The sequence below is a fragment of the Pseudomonas sp. B21-048 genome, assembly GCF_024748615.1.
GTDB lineage: Bacteria > Pseudomonadota > Gammaproteobacteria > Pseudomonadales > Pseudomonadaceae > Aquipseudomonas.
This window is the reverse complement of the sequence record NZ_CP087168.1, coordinates 4002777-4019209: the sequence shown is the minus strand read 5'-3', so window position 1 is coordinate 4019209 and position 16433 is coordinate 4002777. Positions and strand designations below refer to the sequence as shown.

Here is a 16433-nt window from a genome sequence, read left to right as displayed (position 1 = left end):
TTTATCCAGGGAATGTTCATGGACACCAAATTGCTCGATATTCTCGCTTGCCCGATCTGCAAAGGTCCGCTCAAGCTCAGCGCCGACAAAACCGAACTGATCAGCAAGGGCGCCGGCCTCGCATACCCGATTCGCGACGGCATCCCGGTGATGCTCGAAAGCGAAGCGCGCACCCTGACCACCGACGAGCGCCTGGATAAATGACCACAGCCTTTACCGTCGTCATTCCATCGCGTTATGCCTCCACGCGTCTGCCGGGCAAACCCCTGTTGCTGATCGCCGGCAAGCCGATGATCCAGCATGTCTGGGAACAGGCGAGCAAAAGCAGTGCCCAGCGCGTGGTCGTGGCCACTGACGATGCGCGCATCATCGAGGCCTGCAAAAGCTTTGGCGCCGAAGTGGTGCTGACGCGCGAAGATCATAACTCCGGCACTGACCGCCTGGCCGAAGTCGCCGCGAAACTGGGTCTGGCTCCAGACGCTATCGTGGTCAACGTTCAGGGCGATGAGCCGTTGATTCCGCCGAGCGTGATCGATCAGGTCGCCGCCAACCTGGCGGCCCACACCGAAGCACGCATGGCCACCCTGGCCGAGCCGATCGAAGACGTGGAAACCCTGTTCAATCCCAACGTGGTCAAAGTGGTCAGCGACCTCAATGGCCTGGCGCTGACGTTCAGTCGTGCCACCTTGCCGTGGGCTCGCGACGCGTTCGCCAAGAGCCGCGAGCAATTGCCGGAAGGTGTGCCGTATCGCCGTCACATTGGCATTTATGCTTATCGCGCCGGTTTCCTGCAGGACTTCGTCTCCTGGGGCCCATGCTGGCTGGAGAACACCGAGTCTCTGGAACAACTGCGGGCGCTCTGGCATGGCGTGCGAATTCATGTCGCTGATGCATTGATCGCGCCACCCACCGGCGTCGATACCCTTGAAGACCTCGAGCGCGTTCGTCGCTTGCTGGAGGCCTGATGCGGGTTCTGTTCGTTTGCCTGGGCAATATCTGCCGTTCCCCCACGGCCGAAGGCGTATTGCGGCACAAGCTGCGTGAGGCGGGGCTGGCTGATCAAGTCGAGGTGGCTTCCGCTGGCACCGGTGACTGGCACGTCGGCAAGCCCCCGGACAAGCGCAGCCAGGCCGCGGCGAAACTGCGCGGCTACGACCTGTCCGCCCAGCGTGCTCAGCAAGTCAACCGCGCCGATTTCGCCACCTACGACCTGATTCTGGCGATGGACAACAGCAACCTGCGCCACCTCAAGGCTCTGCAACCAGCCAAGGGCAAGGCCGAGTTGGACCTGTTCCTGCGTCGCTTCCAGTCGGAAATCGATGAAGTGCCGGATCCTTATCACGACAGCGACCAGGGATTCGAAACGGTACTGGACCTGATTGAGCGCGCCAGCGACCTGCTGGTGATCGAATTGAAGGGACGGTTATGAGTTTGCAGGTACATCCGCTGGTATCGCTCAAGCCGTTCAACAGCTTTGGTGTGGATGTTCAGGCCCGGCTATTTGCCGAGGCCCATAGCGATGCTGACGTGCGCGAAGCCCTGGCCTATGGGTTGGAACATGATGTGCCCGTGCTGGTGATTGGTGGCGGCAGCAATTTGCTGCTGACCGCGGATGTGCAGGCGCTGGTGTTGCGCATGGCCACACGCGGGATTCGTGTACTGAGCGATGACGGCAACCAGGTGGTGATCGAAGCCGAGGCGGGCGAGCCTTGGCATCCCTTTGTGCAACACACCTTGGCGCAAGGGTTGGCGGGGCTGGAAAACCTCAGCCTGATTCCCGGCACTGTGGGCGCGGCACCGATGCAGAATATCGGCGCTTATGGCGTCGAGATCAAAGACGTGTTTGCCGGCCTCACCGCCCTCGATCGCCAGACCGGTGAGCTGCGGGATTTCACACTGGCCGAGTGCAACTTCGCCTACCGCGACAGCCTGTTCAAACAAGAGCCGGGGCGTTGGTTGATCCTGCGGGTGCGTTTCACCCTCAATCGCACCGCGCACCTGCACCTGGAATACGGCCCGGTTCGCCAGCGTCTGACGTCGCTGGGCATCGATCACCCGACGCCTACCGATGTCAGTCAGGCCATTTGCAGCATTCGCAACGAAAAGCTCCCGGACCCGGTGGTGCTCGGCAATGCCGGCAGCTTCTTCAAGAATCCGTTGGTACCAGCCGCACTCGTGGCGCAACTCAAGGGTGAATACCCGGATCTGGTGGCGTATGCGCAACCCGATGGGCAAATGAAACTGGCGGCGGGCTGGCTGATCGAACGGGCCGGCTGGAAGGGCTTTCGCGACGGCGATGCCGGTGTGCATAAATTACAGGCGCTGGTGCTGGTCAACTATGGCACCGCAACGGGCCTGCAATTGCTGAACCTGGCGCAACGCATTCAGAAAGACATTTCAGAACGTTTCCACGTCGACCTGGAAATGGAGCCCAATCGGTATTAGGAAAGCAGCGTCAAGCTTCAAGCTGCAAGCTGCAATATCGAGCTTCGCTGCTTTGTTTCTACTTGAAGCTTGCAGCTTAAAACTTGCAGCTAAAAAGCCCTGTCTAAGCAGGGCTTTTTTGTTAATGCTGGGTTAACTTAGCGACCTAACGATGCAAGCATTTGCTCCACCAAAGGCCCGGTGCAGACGTTGCCGTCCGCATAAGAGAGCCCATTAGCCTGAGTCGATCTGCGTGAAGGAACCCACGCGGCAGATTGCTCGACCCCATAACCTCTATAACTATGCGGGCGTGCCCATGAATACTCTGATTCTCAACGGTCAACCTTATAAAATGGATGTTGCGGACGAGATGCCGCTGTTGTGGGCCATTCGCGATATAGCGGGCGGCCATCCCGGCACGAAATTCGGCTGCGGCATGGGCCTGTGCGGCGCCTGTACGATTCATATCGACGGCCAGCCTGCGCGGGCGTGCATCACGACCATCGGTTCCGCGTTCGGGCAGAACGTCACAACGATCGATGAATTGCACAACGACCCAATAGGCAAGATTGTTCAGCAAGCCTGGCTCGATACAGCCGTGGCCCAGTGCGGCTTCTGTCAGGGCGGTCAGATCATGTCCGCGACGGCGCTGCTCAAAACCAATCCCGACCCCACCGACGAGCAAATCGAAGAGGCAATGGTCGGCAACATTTGCCGTTGCGGCACCTACAACCGGATCAAGACCGCCATCCGCCAGGCATCCACTCACCTGAAGGAGGCCAAGGCATGAGCCAGTTACCGAATGACTTTGCGCTGAGCAACCTCAGCCGCCGTGGTTTCCTCAAAGGCGTAGGCGCCACCAGTGCGCTGGTGCTGGCAGCCAGTTGGGGTTGGCAGGACGCGCTTGCCGCCGAAAAAGACAAAAAGTTCGGCGCCGACGGCATGCCTAACGGCTGGATCGATGATCCCAAGGTTTACGTCAGCATCGCCGCCGATGGCAGCGTGACCGTGGTTTGCAACCGCTCGGAAATGGGCCAGGGCGTGCGCACCAGCCTGACCATGGTAGTAGCCGATGAACTGGACGCCGACTGGGCGCTGGTCAAAGTGCAACAGGCGCCGGGCGACGAAGTGCGTTTCGGTAACCAGGACACCGACGGTTCGCGCAGCATGCGTCACTGGTACGAGCCGATGCGCCGTTGCGGGGCTACCGCGCGGACCATGCTTGAGCAAGCCGCCGCCGCGCAGTGGAAAGTGCCGGTCAGCGAGTGCCATGCGCAATTGCATAAAGTCATTCACCAACCGACCGGTCGTGAACTGGGCTACGGCGCGTTGGCCGCTGCTGCCAGCGCATTGGCAGTGCCGGCCCGCGACAGCCTGCGGCTCAAGCAACCCTCGGAATTCCGTTACATCGGCAAGGAAGGCAGCAAGGCTATCGACGGTGCAGACATCGTCAACGGCCGTGCAGTTTACGGCGCCGATGTGCATTTCGACGGCATGCTCTTCGCCACCATCGCGCGTCCAGCGGTCTACGGTGGCAAGGTCAAATCCTTCGATGCCAGCGCCGCGATGAAAGTCCCGGGCGTGATCAAGGTTCTGCAAATCGAAAGCCGTCCATTGCCGTCCGAATTTCAGCCTCTGGGCGGTGTGGCCGTGGTGGCTAGCAATACCTGGGCGGCGATCAAGGGCCGCGAGGCGCTGAAAATCGAGTGGGATGACGGCCCCAACGCCAGTTATGACTCGATCGCCTACCGCAAGGAACTCGAAGCCGCGTCTCTCAAACCCGGCAAAGTGGTGCGCAATACCGGCAGCATCGACCAGGCCATGAGCAGCGCCGACAGCACCCTCGAAGCCTCTTACTACCTGCCGCACCTGGCGCAATCGCCAATGGAACCGATGGTCGCCATCGCCCGTTTCAAGGACGGCGTGTGCGAAGCCTGGGCGCCAAGCCAGGCACCGCAAGTCACCCGTGAACGGATCGGCGAGCGCCTCGGCATTCCATTCGATAACGTCACGCTCAACGTCACCTTGCTCGGCGGCGGTTTCGGTCGCAAATCCAAGCCGGACTTTGTCGTTGAAGCGGCGATCCTGGCCAAGGAGTTCCCGGGTAAGGCAGTGCGGGTGCAATGGACCCGTGAAGACGACATCCACAACTCCTATTTCCACACCGTGTCGGCCGAATACCTAAAGGCCAGCCTGAACAAGGATGGTCTGCCGTCCGGCTGGCTGCACCGCACGGTGGCGCCGAGTATCACCGCGCTGTTTGCACCGGGGATGAACCATCAGGCGGCTTTCGAGCTGGGCCTGGGCTTTACCAACATGGCTTACGCGATCCCCAACGTGCGCCTGGAAAACCCTGAAGCGACGGTCCATACCCGGGTCGGCTGGTATCGCTCGGTATCAAACATTCCACACGGCTTTGCGATCCAGAGTTTTGTCGATGAACTGGCCCACAAGGCTGGCCAGGATCCGCTCAAGTACCAGATCAAACTGCTCGGCCCGGACAGATTGATCGATCCGCGCACCTTGAGTGAAGAGTGGAACTACGGCGAATCTCCCGAGCGTTATCCAATCGACACTGCACGGATGCGCACCGTGCTGGAAACCGCCGCCAAAGCGGCCGGTTGGGGGCGTGAATTGCCCAAGGGCCGAGGCTTGGGCCTGGCGGTGCACTATAGTTTTGTCACTTATGTGGCGGCGGTGATCGAGGTGGAAGTCAAAGACGATGGCACGTTGATCGTGCACAAGGCCGACATCGCCGTGGATTGCGGTCCGCAGATTAACCCCGAGCGGATTCGCTCGCAGTTCGAAGGCGCCTGCGTCATGGGCCTTGGCAACGCGGTGTTGGGGGAGATCAGCTTCAAGGACGGCAAGGTTCAGCAGGATAATTTTCACATGTACGAGATAGCGCGCATGTCTCTGGCACCGAAAGAAGTCGCCGTGCACCTGGTCACGCCACCGGGCGATGTGCCGTTGGGTGGAGTCGGTGAACCAGGTGTGCCGCCGATCGCGCCAGCGCTGTGCAACGCGATCTTCGCCGCCACCGGCAAACGCATCCGTAATCTGCCGGTGCGCTATCAGTTACAAGGCTGGCAGAAGGCGCAAGCCTGATGGACAGCGTCGACCTGAATGTCCTGCGCAGCGTGCTGCAATGGCGCCGCGCCGGTCAGCGGGTGATGTTGTACAGCGTGGTCCAGACCTGGGGCACCGCGCCCCGGGCACCTGGTGCCATGCTCGCCTTGCGTGAAGACGGCGTGGTGATTGGTTCGGTGTCCGGTGGCTGTGTCGAGGATGACCTGATTGCCCGGCTGCACGATGGCCGTATCCCGGCCGATGGGCCGCCGGTGCAGTTGATTACTTATGGCGTCACCCGTGAGGAGGCCGCACGGTTTGGTTTGCCGTGCGGCGGCACGCTGCGCCTGACCGAAGAGCGCGTCGGCGATCCGGCGTGGGTCGCCGAATTGCTGACGCGCTGCGAGGCGCATGAAATCGTTGCGCGTGAGCTGAATCTGGCGACCGGTGACGTGATTTTGCAGGCGGCGAGCAAGACAGATGTGCTGGTGTTTGACGGGCAGACCTTGCGTGCCATTTATGGTCCGCGCTGGCGATTGTTGTTGATCGGTGCCGGCCAACTGTCGCGCTACGTTGCCGAGATGGCGCGGCTGCTGGATTTCGAAGTGCTGATCTGCGACCCGCGCACCGAGTTCGTCTACGGCTGGGAAGAGCAACACGGTCGCTTCGTCCCGGGCATGCCCGATGAAGCGGTGCTGAGCATCCAGACCGACGAGCGCACGGCCATCGTCGCGCTGACCCACGATCCGCGCCTGGATGACATGGCGCTGCTCACGGCGCTGGACTCCAAGGCGTTTTATGTCGGTGCGCTGGGCTCGCGAGTCAACAGCCAGAAGCGCCGGGACACCCTGGCTCAGCTAGGCTTGTCACAACAGGCCATCGAGCGCTTGCACGGCCCGATCGGTTTGCACATCGGCAGCCATACGCCAGCGGAAATCGCCTTGTCGCTGCTGGCCGAAATTGTGGCGATCAAGAACGGCGTCGAGCTGAGACAGAAGAGGCCGTTGCAGGAGGGCGTATGAACGACTCCATTGGCGTTATCGTTCTGGCCGCCGGGCAGGGCAGTCGGTTTCGACAGGTAGCGGGTGACGACAAGGACAAGCTGCTGGTGGACTGCACCGCTCGTGACGGCATCACCGTGCATTCGATGATTGAGCAGGTGCTGTTGAATCTGCCGGCCGCGCTTGATAAGCGCGTGCTGGTGACCACGGCGAATCGCCCGCAAGTGATTCGCATGGCTCAGGCCTATGGGTGTGAAATTGTGCGGATCGAGTCGACCGGTCTGGGCGACAGCATTGCGGCAGGTGTGGCGGCGTGCTCACAACTCGGTGGCTGGCTGATCGTGCTGGGGGATATGCCGTTTATTCTGCCGCCCAGCATTGAGCAGGTTGTCGCGAATATTGCCGAGGATGCCGTCAGCGTGCCAGTGCATAAGGGACAATATGGGCATCCGGTGGGGTTCGGGCGAAGTTTTGGTTCGGGATTGATGGCGTTGACCGGTGATCACGGCGCCAGGTCGCTGTTCACGCAGGCGAGGGTGGTCGAGGTGGCGGTGGAGGATCCCGGGGTGTTGTGGGATGTGGATGTGCCTGCAGCGCTGGTTTTTCAATAACGGTTGTCAACGGGGTCGCATTCGCACTTCCCCGGAATAATCGGCTCTTCCTTTCGCCCATTCGTATTTATCGATGGGTGCCAGCTATAAAACTCGTTATTCAGTGGGTTTTATCCGACATACGATCATGTGGCGTGTGGTGTTCACAGTGGGGGTGAACATCCGTTCAGTACTCACTGCTCTCACCTCGGCCGGCGATTTTACTGTCGCCGTCGATGGGGTAACTCACTGATTGTCGCCAACCGTTCGCCTGTCGAAGCCGAGCCTTGCCGAGTCTATGTCAATGAACTGGCCCGGGTACTGGCGACGCAGGCACTGTTGCGGGTGCCCATTACGGATGTGTTGCACGCGCAACTGTCTGTGTATCAAGACTTGTTCCATCTGCAAGGGGAGGTCGAGTTCGACGGTGCCTCTTCCATGTTAATTAAGAAAATCTAACGGAGGCGTCAATGCCGTACTTATTGCTTTCACTCGCTGCCGTGTTCTGGGGCGGTAACTATGTTGTCGGAAAGTTGATGGTGGTGGATGTTGATCCGGTGCTGCTGTCGCAACTTCGATGGCTGATTACCAGTGCTTTACTACTGCTGATTAACTATAAGGCCGTGATCGCCAGTTTGCCGGCCGCCCGTAAATCATGGTTAACCCTGGTTATGTTGGCGGTCTGTGGCCAGGTTATATTTCCGTTGACCTTGTATATCGGTTTGCAATACACCAGTTCGTTGAATGCGGCGATTTACCTGTCGGCCACGCCCTGTCTGGTACTGGCCCTCAACCGTTTTGTTTTCGGTGATTTCATCTCCAGGTCGAACATGCTTGGGGTGGTCATCAGTACGGTGGGGGTGTTCTGGCTGGTGACGATGGGGCATCTGTCCGATTTGAGCTTTCTGGAAGGCTTCAACAAAGGCGATTTCTGGACCATGGCCTCGGCTGCCAGTTGGGCTGTCTATTGCTCCTTTTTGCGGACAAAGCCCAAAACCATCGCCGGCAACGCGTTCGTGACGTATTGCGCGGTGGTGGGGGCGTTATGCCTGATTCCGTTCAGCCTGGGTATTTGGGCGTTGCACCCTGATCTGACGTTCAACCTTGGGCAGGGCGCTGCACCGTGGCTGGGCCTGGCGTATCTGGTGATTTTCCCGTCCTGGCTGTCGTACTTGTTCTGGAGCAAAGGCATCGGTGAAATCGGTGCCACCCGTGGTGAGATCTTCACTCACTTGGTGCCACTGTCCGGTGGGCTGTTCAGCATCGTGTTCCTCGACGTGCAACTGCACGCCTATCACTTGGTCAGTCTGGTGCTGATCGTGTTTGGGGTGATCCTCTGTTCCATTAAAAGGAGGGCACCGGTGGCACTGCGCGCGGAGGCGGTTTGACTAACTGCTGACGGATGCCCGGCCCGTTATTCTGCCGTCAGCGGTAGGCCGGCCGGTTTTTCGAAGTCCAGCACCCGTTGTGCCAGCGCTCTGGGGGCTGGTTTGCCTGGCTGATCGAAAAACACGAATTCGGTGGTCAGCGAGGCATATGAACCACTCAGGAAATATGTTTGCACCTGTTCACTGCGGCAACACGAATCGACCAGTGACACCGGCACCAGGGCAACGCCCACGCCGTTGATCACATTTGAAAACAACAGCGGATAAGAGCCGCACTCGATGATTTTTTTCGGGGTGATATTGCCCATCACAAACAGTTCGTCGAGATTACGTTGCGAAGCGCTGCGCCGGCTGTTGACCAGGAACACTTGGCCGCTGAACGCTTTCAGGTCCTGGATGGCGGGGTGTGCTGCACTGTAGATCAAGGCCAGCGGATCGTTGAACAGTGTTACCCGGCGATAATGCGAAGGTGCAAAGCCGGCGCCGACAATCGCTGCGTCGAGCTTGCCGGCCTCAAGATCCTTGAGCAGCGACTGTGTATGACCAATGCTGATATCCACGGCCAGCCCGTCGGGATTGGCAACGATGCTTTGCAACAGGTTCTGGCGAGTAATAGTGAGGTTTTCGATGACACCCAAACGCACCCGTGTTTCGGTTTTTGTCAGGCTCAGGCTCAGGCTGGCTTGAGCGCGAGCAACCAGTTCGAGGATTTGTGAGGCGTAGGCATAGAGCTCCTTGCCTTGCACCGTCATCGTGATACCGCGGCCGGAGCGTTCGAACAGCTTGGTATTGAGCCGTGATTCGAGTGTCTTGATGCGGAAGGAAATACTGGATTGAGCGCGGTTTAACCTGATCGCTGCCTGTGTGACGCTGCCGTAGTCAACAATCGCTTTGAAAGCGTCCAGTTCAGCAATTTCCATAGTCACGCACTCTTTGCTCCATAACGGGCCGAAGGCTTTCGGGCCGTGGCAGGACCTACTTTGAGCCCTGCACCGCTCTATTCTGCACGTTGCACAGCTCTTTCGTAATGCTTGCTTACAAATATTTAAGTGAGTGTAGGTAGCAGCAGAACTTCAGTTTCCATAAGCAAAAAAAAGGTTCTTCACGGATTACCGGGAAAGACGCTCTTGATCTTCATGAAAAAGAATTCGCTGTCCCGGTAACCGTACGCCATCCGCTTAATGACCTTTATTCGATTGTTTATGCCTTCCAGCTGACCCGTGTGCATCGGCCAGCGAACCCGGCTGACGATGCCCCGCCAGTAACCCTTTAGTCGCTTTGCAAACTGGATCAGAGCCGGTATTTCACTTTCTTGAGCATGGCGCAGCCATTGCTTCCAGGCTGATCGCCAGCCCCAAGCGGTGCTCGGCGTCCAAAGCGTTTTGAGTTCAGCCTTCATCAAGTAGACCGTCATCAACGCTTGGTTGGCCGCCAGCAGATCCTCCAAACGGACCTGTTGCTCCGGCGTTTTCAGGTTCTGCGGATTACGCAGAAGCAGCCATCGCGCTTGCTTGATGACCTTGCGCGCAGGCTTGTCGTGACGTAGCCGATTAGCTTCGTCGACGCGGACTCGATCAATGACCTCTCGGCCATATTTGGCCACCACATGAAAGAGGTCGTAGATCACTCGCGCGTTCGGACATTGCTGGCGAACCTCCAGGTCAAACGCGGTGTTCATGTCCATCGCCACCGCTTCTATGCGAGCGCAACCCTGCGGTCCGAGCTCTTCGAAAAATGGCCTGACCGCCGCTCGGCTGCGGCCTTCGCCGATCCACAGCACTCGTCGTGTATCCGCATCCAGCACAACGCTGGCGTAGCGATGACCTTTGAACAGGGCGAATTCGTCCATCACCAGGCGCCGTGGCTGCGCCTTCGGCAAAACACTCAGCGCCGCTTGCAAGGCCCGACGCTCCAGCAACCGCACGGTGTCCCAATGCAGCCCAAACATCTGAGCCACGTGCAGCGTGGGCAGACGCTCGCAGGCTTGAATGACGGCCTCAGACAGGCGGCGCGTCATGCGGGCATAGCGATCCAGCCAACTGACGGCTTCCATGCGTTTGCCGCAATCACGGCAGCCAACACGTCTGAGCAACACGCTGAGACGCACCGCACGGCCGAGGATGGGCAAATCACGAACGGTTCGCTCGCAATACTCATGAGTGGTTGAACAGGGCTTTTGGCACCCGCCACAAGATGGGAACCGGGTGGCATGAGGGGTTAGATCGATTTGTAGCGTATCGCCATCAGGCTTGATGGTGACAACAGAAAAGCCCTCCCAAAAAGGAAGGAAAGTATTAATATCGCGCATAAGAACGCCGGTTTGTTAGATGTGTTTGCTCGCACGAACATCATCAATCAAATCGGCGTTCTTGTTTCTGTGTTTCCCGGGATTCCGTGAAGAACCAAAAAAAAGCCCCGCCTGGATCACCAGGCGGGGCCTTTTTTAGTGGCCGATGGAATCAGACGAGGGGTTTAGGCTCGTGCTCTTTTTCCTGGGCTTGCTCGTGTTGCTCTACCGCTTCCTGAACGGAGCGCGGTGCTTCGTCGATCACCGATTCAACTGGCTCGGCGGCGACTTCAGCAGCCGGGGCAGGGGCTGCCTCGACAACTTCAGCAACAACCGGTGCTGGCTCGGCAACGGCCGGAGCCGCAGTGGCAGCCAGTTCGGCTTCCTTCTGCAGACGCTCTTCTTCACGCTTGCGACGACGTACTTCACGTGGGTCGTTCGGCGCACGGCCACTTGGGGTCAGGGCACTGACAGGGGCGGTTTCAACCACCGGAGCGGCTTCGGCTACAACCGGTGCTTCAACCACCGCTGGAGCAGGCTCGGCAGCAGCAACCACTGGCTCGGAGACCATGGCTTCAGCCACCGGGGCTTCAGCGACTGACGCTGGTGCTTCGACCGCGACAGGCGGCTCGGCAACCCAGTTGAACGTGGTTTGTTCTTCGCGAACTTTACGTACCGGTTCAGCCACAGGCTCTGCAGCAACTACTGGTTCAGCGACGACGGACGGTTCAGCGGCAGCTTCAACTTCAGGCTGGGCTTCACGAACCGGTGCCACTTCGATTTCCGGAGAAGCAGTGACTTCGACTGGCGTGGTCGCTTCAACGACGGGTGCTTCGACCGGAGCGGCTTCCTGCGTGGCGGCAGTGGCGCGTTCAGCTTGCTCGTTGGCTTGCGCTTCAGCAGGTGCGCTGATCACGGAGCTGGCAACGGCTGCGGTAACAGCCAGGCCGGCGGCCAGATCGGCAGCGCTTGGCGCTTCGGCGTTTTCCGTCGATTCGGACTCTTCCGAACCTTCGATCACGTTGCCGTTGGCATCGCGTTGACGCTCACGACGGTTGCTGCGACGACGCTGGCCACGGGAGCGGCGGCGTGGACGATCGCCTTCGGCGCCTTCCTGACCGTCTTCCTGCAGTTGCTCTTCGTTGGTGGTCAACTCTTCTTCAGCAACGGCAGCAGCGGCTTGCTCGGTACGTGGCTGACGTTCTTCACGCGGTGGGCGTGGAGCACGTTCTTCACGTGGCTGGCGAGCTGGACGCTCTTCAGCGGTAGCAGTAGCAGCAGCGGCCGGAGCAGCATCAAGAGGCTCGCGCAGTTCACGAACCGGACGTTCTTCACGCTCGCCACGTGGCTTGCGATCTTCACGCGGGGCGCGCGGTGCACGTTCTTCACGAGGGGCGCGTGGTGCGCGCTCTTCACGCGGAGCGCGTTCCTGGGCGACTACTGGAGCTTCTTCGCGGGCTTCGCGTGGCTCACGGGGGGCGCGCTCTTCACGCGGAGCACGTTCCTCACGAGGCTTGCGCTCTTCATCGCGGCGACCGTTACGGTTGCGGCTCTGTTGACGGCCGTTACGGCGTTCTTCGTTGCGAGCAGGGCGTTCGGTGGCTGGCTTTTCAACCACCACCGGCGCAGCAGGCTCTTCCTTGGTGGCGAACAGGCTGACCAGTGACTTCACCAGGCCTTTGAACAGGCTTGGTTCTGGGGCGACGGCCGGTGCAGCCACCGGAGCAGCGGCGACTTCGGTCGGAACCGGAGCGTTGGCGCGGGCTGGAGCCGTCTTGACCGCGGCTTCCTGGCGAACCAGGGTGCGGGTCGCGGCGGCTGGCTGGACTTCTTCGACTTCGGCGGCGGCAGCCGCGATTTCGTAGCTGGACTGGTTGATGCTGGCTTCCGGGCTGTCATCGCGCAGACGCTGAACTTCGAAGTGCGGCGTTTCGAGGTGATCGTTCGGCAGAATGACGATGCGGGCACGGGTGCGCAGTTCGATCTTGGTGATCGAGTTGCGTTTTTCGTTGAGCAGGAAAGCTGCAACCGGAATCGGCACTTGGGCGCGAACTTCGGCGGTGCGGTCTTTCAGGGCTTCTTCTTCGATCAGGCGCAGGATCGCCAGCGACAGCGATTCAACATCCCGGATGATGCCGGTGCCGTTGCAACGCGGGCAGACGATGCCGCTGCTTTCGCCCAGCGATGGACGCAGGCGCTGACGGGACATTTCCAGCAGACCGAAGCGCGAGATGCGACCGACTTGTACGCGAGCGCGGTCGGCTTCCAGGCATTCGCGGACTTTCTCTTCCACGGCGCGCTGGTTCTTGGCAGGGGTCATGTCGATGAAGTCGATGACGATCAGGCCGCCGATGTCGCGCAAGCGCAACTGACGGGCGATTTCTTCGGCGGCTTCAAGGTTGGTCTGCAGGGCTGTTTCTTCGATGTCGCTGCCTTTGGTGGCGCGCGCCGAGTTGATGTCGATGGACACCAGGGCTTCGGTCGGATCGATAACGATGGAGCCGCCGGAAGGCAGTTCGACGACGCGCTGGAAGGCGGTTTCGATCTGGCTTTCGATCTGGAAACGGTTGAACAGCGGAACGCTGTCTTCGTACAACTTGATCTTGCTGGCGTACTGCGGCATCACCTGGCGAATGAAGGTCAGGGCTTCGTCCTGGGCTTCAACGCTGTCGATCAGCACTTCGCCGATGTCCTGGCGCAGGTAATCGCGGATGGCGCGGATGATCACGTTGCTTTCCTGGTAGATCAGGAACGGCGCGGAACGATCCAGCGAAGCTTCTTTGATGGCGGTCCAGAGTTGCAGCAGGTAATCGAGGTCCCACTGCATTTCTTCGCTGCTGCGACCAAGGCCGGCAGTACGAACGATCAGACCCATGTCGGCCGGGGCAACCAGACCGTTCAGCGCTTCACGCAGTTCGTTGCGCTCTTCACCTTCGATGCGACGGGAGATACCGCCGGCACGTGGGTTGTTCGGCATCAGAACCAGGTAACGACCGGCCAGGCTGATGAAGGTGGTCAGGGCGGCGCCCTTGTTGCCACGTTCTTCTTTTTCAACCTGAACGATGACTTCCTGGCCTTCGCTCAGGACGTCCTTGATGTTGACGCGGCCTTCAGGGGCTTTCTTGAAGTATTCGCGGGAGATTTCTTTGAGGGGCAGGAAGCCATGGCGCTCGGAGCCGAAATCGACAAAGGCAGCCTCAAGGCTTGGTTCGATGCGAGTGATCCGGCCTTTATAGATGTTGGCCTTCTTTTGCTCGCGTGCACCGGATTCGATGTCCAGGTCGTAGAGGCGCTGGCCATCTACCAGTGCAACACGCAACTCTTCGGGTTGAGTTGCGTTAATCAGCATTCTTTTCATGTAGTACCGTCGGTTTCCGGGCTGCCGGAAACGGCGTTCGGCACACACGACTTCTCACGGTCGGTGTCAGGTGCGTCGGGAGTGGTTGGCCATTCCCGTGTCCAGCGAGGTCCGGCCAATGTGGGCCTTCATCGCGACGTACGCGTCCTGCTTGCTGTGGCTACTTAAGCACTCAGTCAGGAGGAGGAATCAACCGGCGGCTGTGGACGAGATGAAGCGTCTTGATAAAGCCTATTGCTACACAGTCCAGCGGTTGTGCATCTCCACCCTACACGTATCCCTGATAATTCGGGTGCTGCCGCGCGCAGAATCCGCAGCGGGTTGGCATTTACCGTGAGCTCCGAAAGGGGAGGTCACGCATCATGGCTAATTTAGGCGTTGTTTCCGAAGCGTTCGCTCGGGGTCGTTCGCGGCTGACTGCACTTTGTGAACTGGCCGTGAATATTTGCTCGGAAGGCGAGTGAAAACTCTGCTTTGCGGCATGATTCAGGCCTTATGTCACCTGCGCTTGTTACAACTGCAAACTCCACCGTTACGTAGCGAAAGCCCCGTAGGACGGCCTCGCGTCCTGGTGAATTGCGTTGGTCAGGGCCGGTTTTTGACCGTGGTTCCGCTGTCCAGGCCGCTTTTGGCGGCGTTCGCGACTATAGCAGCAATGATTAAGTGCTTCAATTCCATAAAAAATTGTTATCATCCGCGCCATGACGACTACTGCCCCTTCGACCCCAGCCGTACAACTGCTGGAGGTCTCGCCGGAATATGCCGGCCAACGTATTGATAACTTCCTTCTCGCTCGGCTCAAAGGCGTGCCCAAGACCTTGATTTACCGCATTTTGCGCAAGGGCGAAGTGCGGGTGAACAAAGGTCGGATCAAGCCCGAATACAAGCTGCAGGCGGGCGATATCGTGCGCGTGCCGCCGGTTCGCGTGCCTGAGCGCGACGAACCTGTGCCGCTGGCCCAAGGCCTGCTGCAGCGGCTCGAGGCCTCGATTGTCTTCGAAGACAAGGCGTTGATCGTGATCAACAAGCCTTGCGGCATCGCAGTTCATGGCGGCAGCGGCCTGACTTACGGGGTGATCGAAGCCTTTCGTCAGTTGCGTCCCGATTGCAAAGAGCTCGAACTGGTTCACCGTCTCGACCGTGATACGTCCGGCCTGTTGATGATCGCCAAGAAGCGCAGCATGTTGCGCCACTTGCACACGGCGTTGCGCGGCGATGGCGTCGATAAGCGCTATATGGCACTGGTCCGTGGCAACTGGGCGGCCTCGATCAAGCAAGTCAGGGCGTCGCTCGGCAAGAGCAATTTGCGCTCCGGCGAGCGTATGGTCGAGGTCGACGAGGAGGAGGGCAAGGAGTCTGTGACCGTGTTCAAGGTCCTGCGTCGTTTTGGTGACTTTGCCACCCTAATCGAAGCCAAGCCGATCACCGGTCGCACTCACCAGATTCGCGTCCATACTCTGCATGCCGGACATTGCATTGCTGGTGATACCAAGTACGGCGATGAAGGTTTCAGCAAAGAGATTCGTGATCTCGGCGGCAAGCGTCTGTTTCTGCACGCCTACCTGCTGACTGTGCCGCTGCCTGATGGTAGTGAGCTCAAGTTGCAGGCGCCGGTCGACGAGATGTGGGCCAAAACCGTGGAGCGCTTGAGTGCACCCTACTGATTACAAGCTGCTGATTTTCGATTGGGACGGCACGCTCGCTGACTCCATTGGTCGGATTGTCGAGGCGATGCATGTCGCATCCGAGCGGTCCGGTTTTCAGTTGCGTGATGATTTTGCCGTCAAAGGCATTATTGGTCTGGGCTTGCCGGAGGCGATTCGCGCGCTGTATCCCGAGATTCGCGACGCCGAGCTGGTGGCATTCCGTCAGCATTATGCGGATCACTACATTGCGGCGGAGGCCGTGCCTTCCCCGCTGTTTGAGGGGGTTGTCGAGTCTCTCGAGGCCTTTCGTGTCGAGGGTTATCATCTGGCAGTAGCGACCGGCAAGGCTCGTCGAGGGCTGGATCGGGTGCTGAAGTCTCACGGTTGGGAAAATTATTTTGATGTCACCCGCGCGGCGGATGAAACGGCCAGCAAACCTCATCCGCTGATGCTCGAGCAGATTCTCGCCCATTGCGAGGTTCGCCCGGAGCAGGCGTTGATGGTCGGCGATTCGTCCTTCGATCTGCAGATGGCACGCAACGCCGGCATGGGTTCGGTGGCGGTCAGCTATGGCGCTCAATCGATTGACGCGTTGAAATTGTTCGAGCCGCGACTGGCCATTGATCGTTTTTCAGAATTGCACGCCTGGCTGAGTCAGCGGGCTTAACGG

At 59.4% G+C, this 16433-nt stretch carries 14 protein-coding genes; 11 read left to right on the top strand and 3 right to left on the bottom strand.

Features of this window, described 5'->3' with window-relative positions:
- The first annotated feature begins 18 nt into the window (after nucleotides 1-18).
- The 9 genes from LOY56_RS18905 (at nucleotide 19) to LOY56_RS18865 (ending at nucleotide 8472) form a co-directional block, all read left to right on the top strand.
- Nucleotides 19-204 (top strand): Trm112 family protein, encoded by a 186-nt coding sequence (locus tag LOY56_RS18905; protein WP_003174668.1) that lies wholly within the window; start codon nucleotides 19-21, stop codon nucleotides 202-204.
- Nucleotides 201-965 carry a 3-deoxy-manno-octulosonate cytidylyltransferase gene (kdsB, locus tag LOY56_RS18900; protein ID WP_258616478.1) on the top strand — a complete coding sequence of 255 codons (765 nt, stop codon included), beginning with the start codon at nucleotides 201-203 and terminating at the stop codon, nucleotides 963-965. The genes LOY56_RS18905 and kdsB overlap by 4 nt, the downstream gene beginning before the upstream one ends.
- Entirely contained in the window at nucleotides 965-1429 is a 465-nt protein-coding gene (locus tag LOY56_RS18895) for a low molecular weight protein-tyrosine-phosphatase (protein ID WP_258616477.1), read from the top strand. Before kdsB ends, LOY56_RS18895 begins: the two co-directional genes overlap by 1 nt.
- Nucleotides 1426-2445, top strand: coding sequence for a UDP-N-acetylmuramate dehydrogenase (gene murB / locus LOY56_RS18890; protein WP_258616476.1), 1020 nt, complete (start codon nucleotides 1426-1428; stop codon nucleotides 2443-2445). Before LOY56_RS18895 ends, murB begins: the two co-directional genes overlap by 4 nt.
- A 295-nt stretch (nucleotides 2446-2740) precedes the next feature.
- The gene (locus LOY56_RS18885) at nucleotides 2741-3214 is read left to right on the top strand and encodes a (2Fe-2S)-binding protein (protein ID WP_258616475.1); all 474 of its coding nucleotides are present in this window, start codon (nucleotides 2741-2743) and stop codon (nucleotides 3212-3214) included.
- Nucleotides 3211-5532 carry a xanthine dehydrogenase family protein molybdopterin-binding subunit gene (locus LOY56_RS18880; RefSeq protein WP_258616474.1) on the top strand — a complete coding sequence of 774 codons (2322 nt, stop codon included), beginning with the start codon at nucleotides 3211-3213 and terminating at the stop codon, nucleotides 5530-5532. Before LOY56_RS18885 ends, LOY56_RS18880 begins: the two co-directional genes overlap by 4 nt.
- On the top strand, nucleotides 5532-6515 hold the full coding sequence (locus LOY56_RS18875) for an XdhC family protein (protein ID WP_258616473.1): 984 nt from the start codon (nucleotides 5532-5534) through the stop codon (nucleotides 6513-6515). Before LOY56_RS18880 ends, LOY56_RS18875 begins: the two co-directional genes overlap by 1 nt.
- Nucleotides 6512-7105, top strand: coding sequence for an NTP transferase domain-containing protein (locus LOY56_RS18870; RefSeq protein ID WP_258616471.1), 594 nt, complete (start codon nucleotides 6512-6514; stop codon nucleotides 7103-7105). The genes LOY56_RS18875 and LOY56_RS18870 overlap by 4 nt, the downstream gene beginning before the upstream one ends.
- Nucleotides 7106-7554: 449 nt before the next feature.
- Entirely contained in the window at nucleotides 7555-8472 is a 918-nt protein-coding gene (locus tag LOY56_RS18865; protein WP_258616465.1) for a DMT family transporter, read from the top strand.
- Between the two features lie 26 nt (nucleotides 8473-8498).
- Here LOY56_RS18865 and LOY56_RS18860 read toward each other — a convergent pair whose 3' ends face one another.
- The 3 genes from LOY56_RS18860 to rne form a co-directional block, all read right to left on the bottom strand.
- Entirely contained in the window at nucleotides 8499-9392 is an 894-nt protein-coding gene (locus LOY56_RS18860; RefSeq protein WP_258616459.1) for a LysR family transcriptional regulator, read from the bottom strand.
- A 182-nt stretch (nucleotides 9393-9574) separates the two neighbouring features.
- On the bottom strand, nucleotides 9575-10780 hold the full coding sequence (locus LOY56_RS18855) for an ISL3 family transposase (RefSeq protein WP_258614918.1): 1206 nt from the start codon (nucleotides 10778-10780) through the stop codon (nucleotides 9575-9577).
- A gap of 151 nt (nucleotides 10781-10931) precedes the next feature.
- Entirely contained in the window at nucleotides 10932-14117 is a 3186-nt protein-coding gene (gene rne, locus LOY56_RS18850; RefSeq protein WP_258616458.1) for a ribonuclease E, read from the bottom strand.
- A 701-nt stretch (nucleotides 14118-14818) separates the two neighbouring features.
- Between rne and rluC the strand changes: the two genes are divergently transcribed.
- Together rluC and LOY56_RS18840 are read left to right on the top strand one after the other, a co-directional pair.
- On the top strand, nucleotides 14819-15781 hold the full coding sequence (gene rluC / locus LOY56_RS18845; protein WP_258616457.1) for a 23S rRNA pseudouridine(955/2504/2580) synthase RluC: 963 nt from the start codon (nucleotides 14819-14821) through the stop codon (nucleotides 15779-15781).
- Nucleotides 15768-16430, top strand: coding sequence for an HAD-IA family hydrolase (locus LOY56_RS18840; protein ID WP_258616455.1), 663 nt, complete (start codon nucleotides 15768-15770; stop codon nucleotides 16428-16430). The genes rluC and LOY56_RS18840 overlap by 14 nt, the downstream gene beginning before the upstream one ends.
- Nucleotides 16431-16433 lie beyond the last annotated feature (3 nt).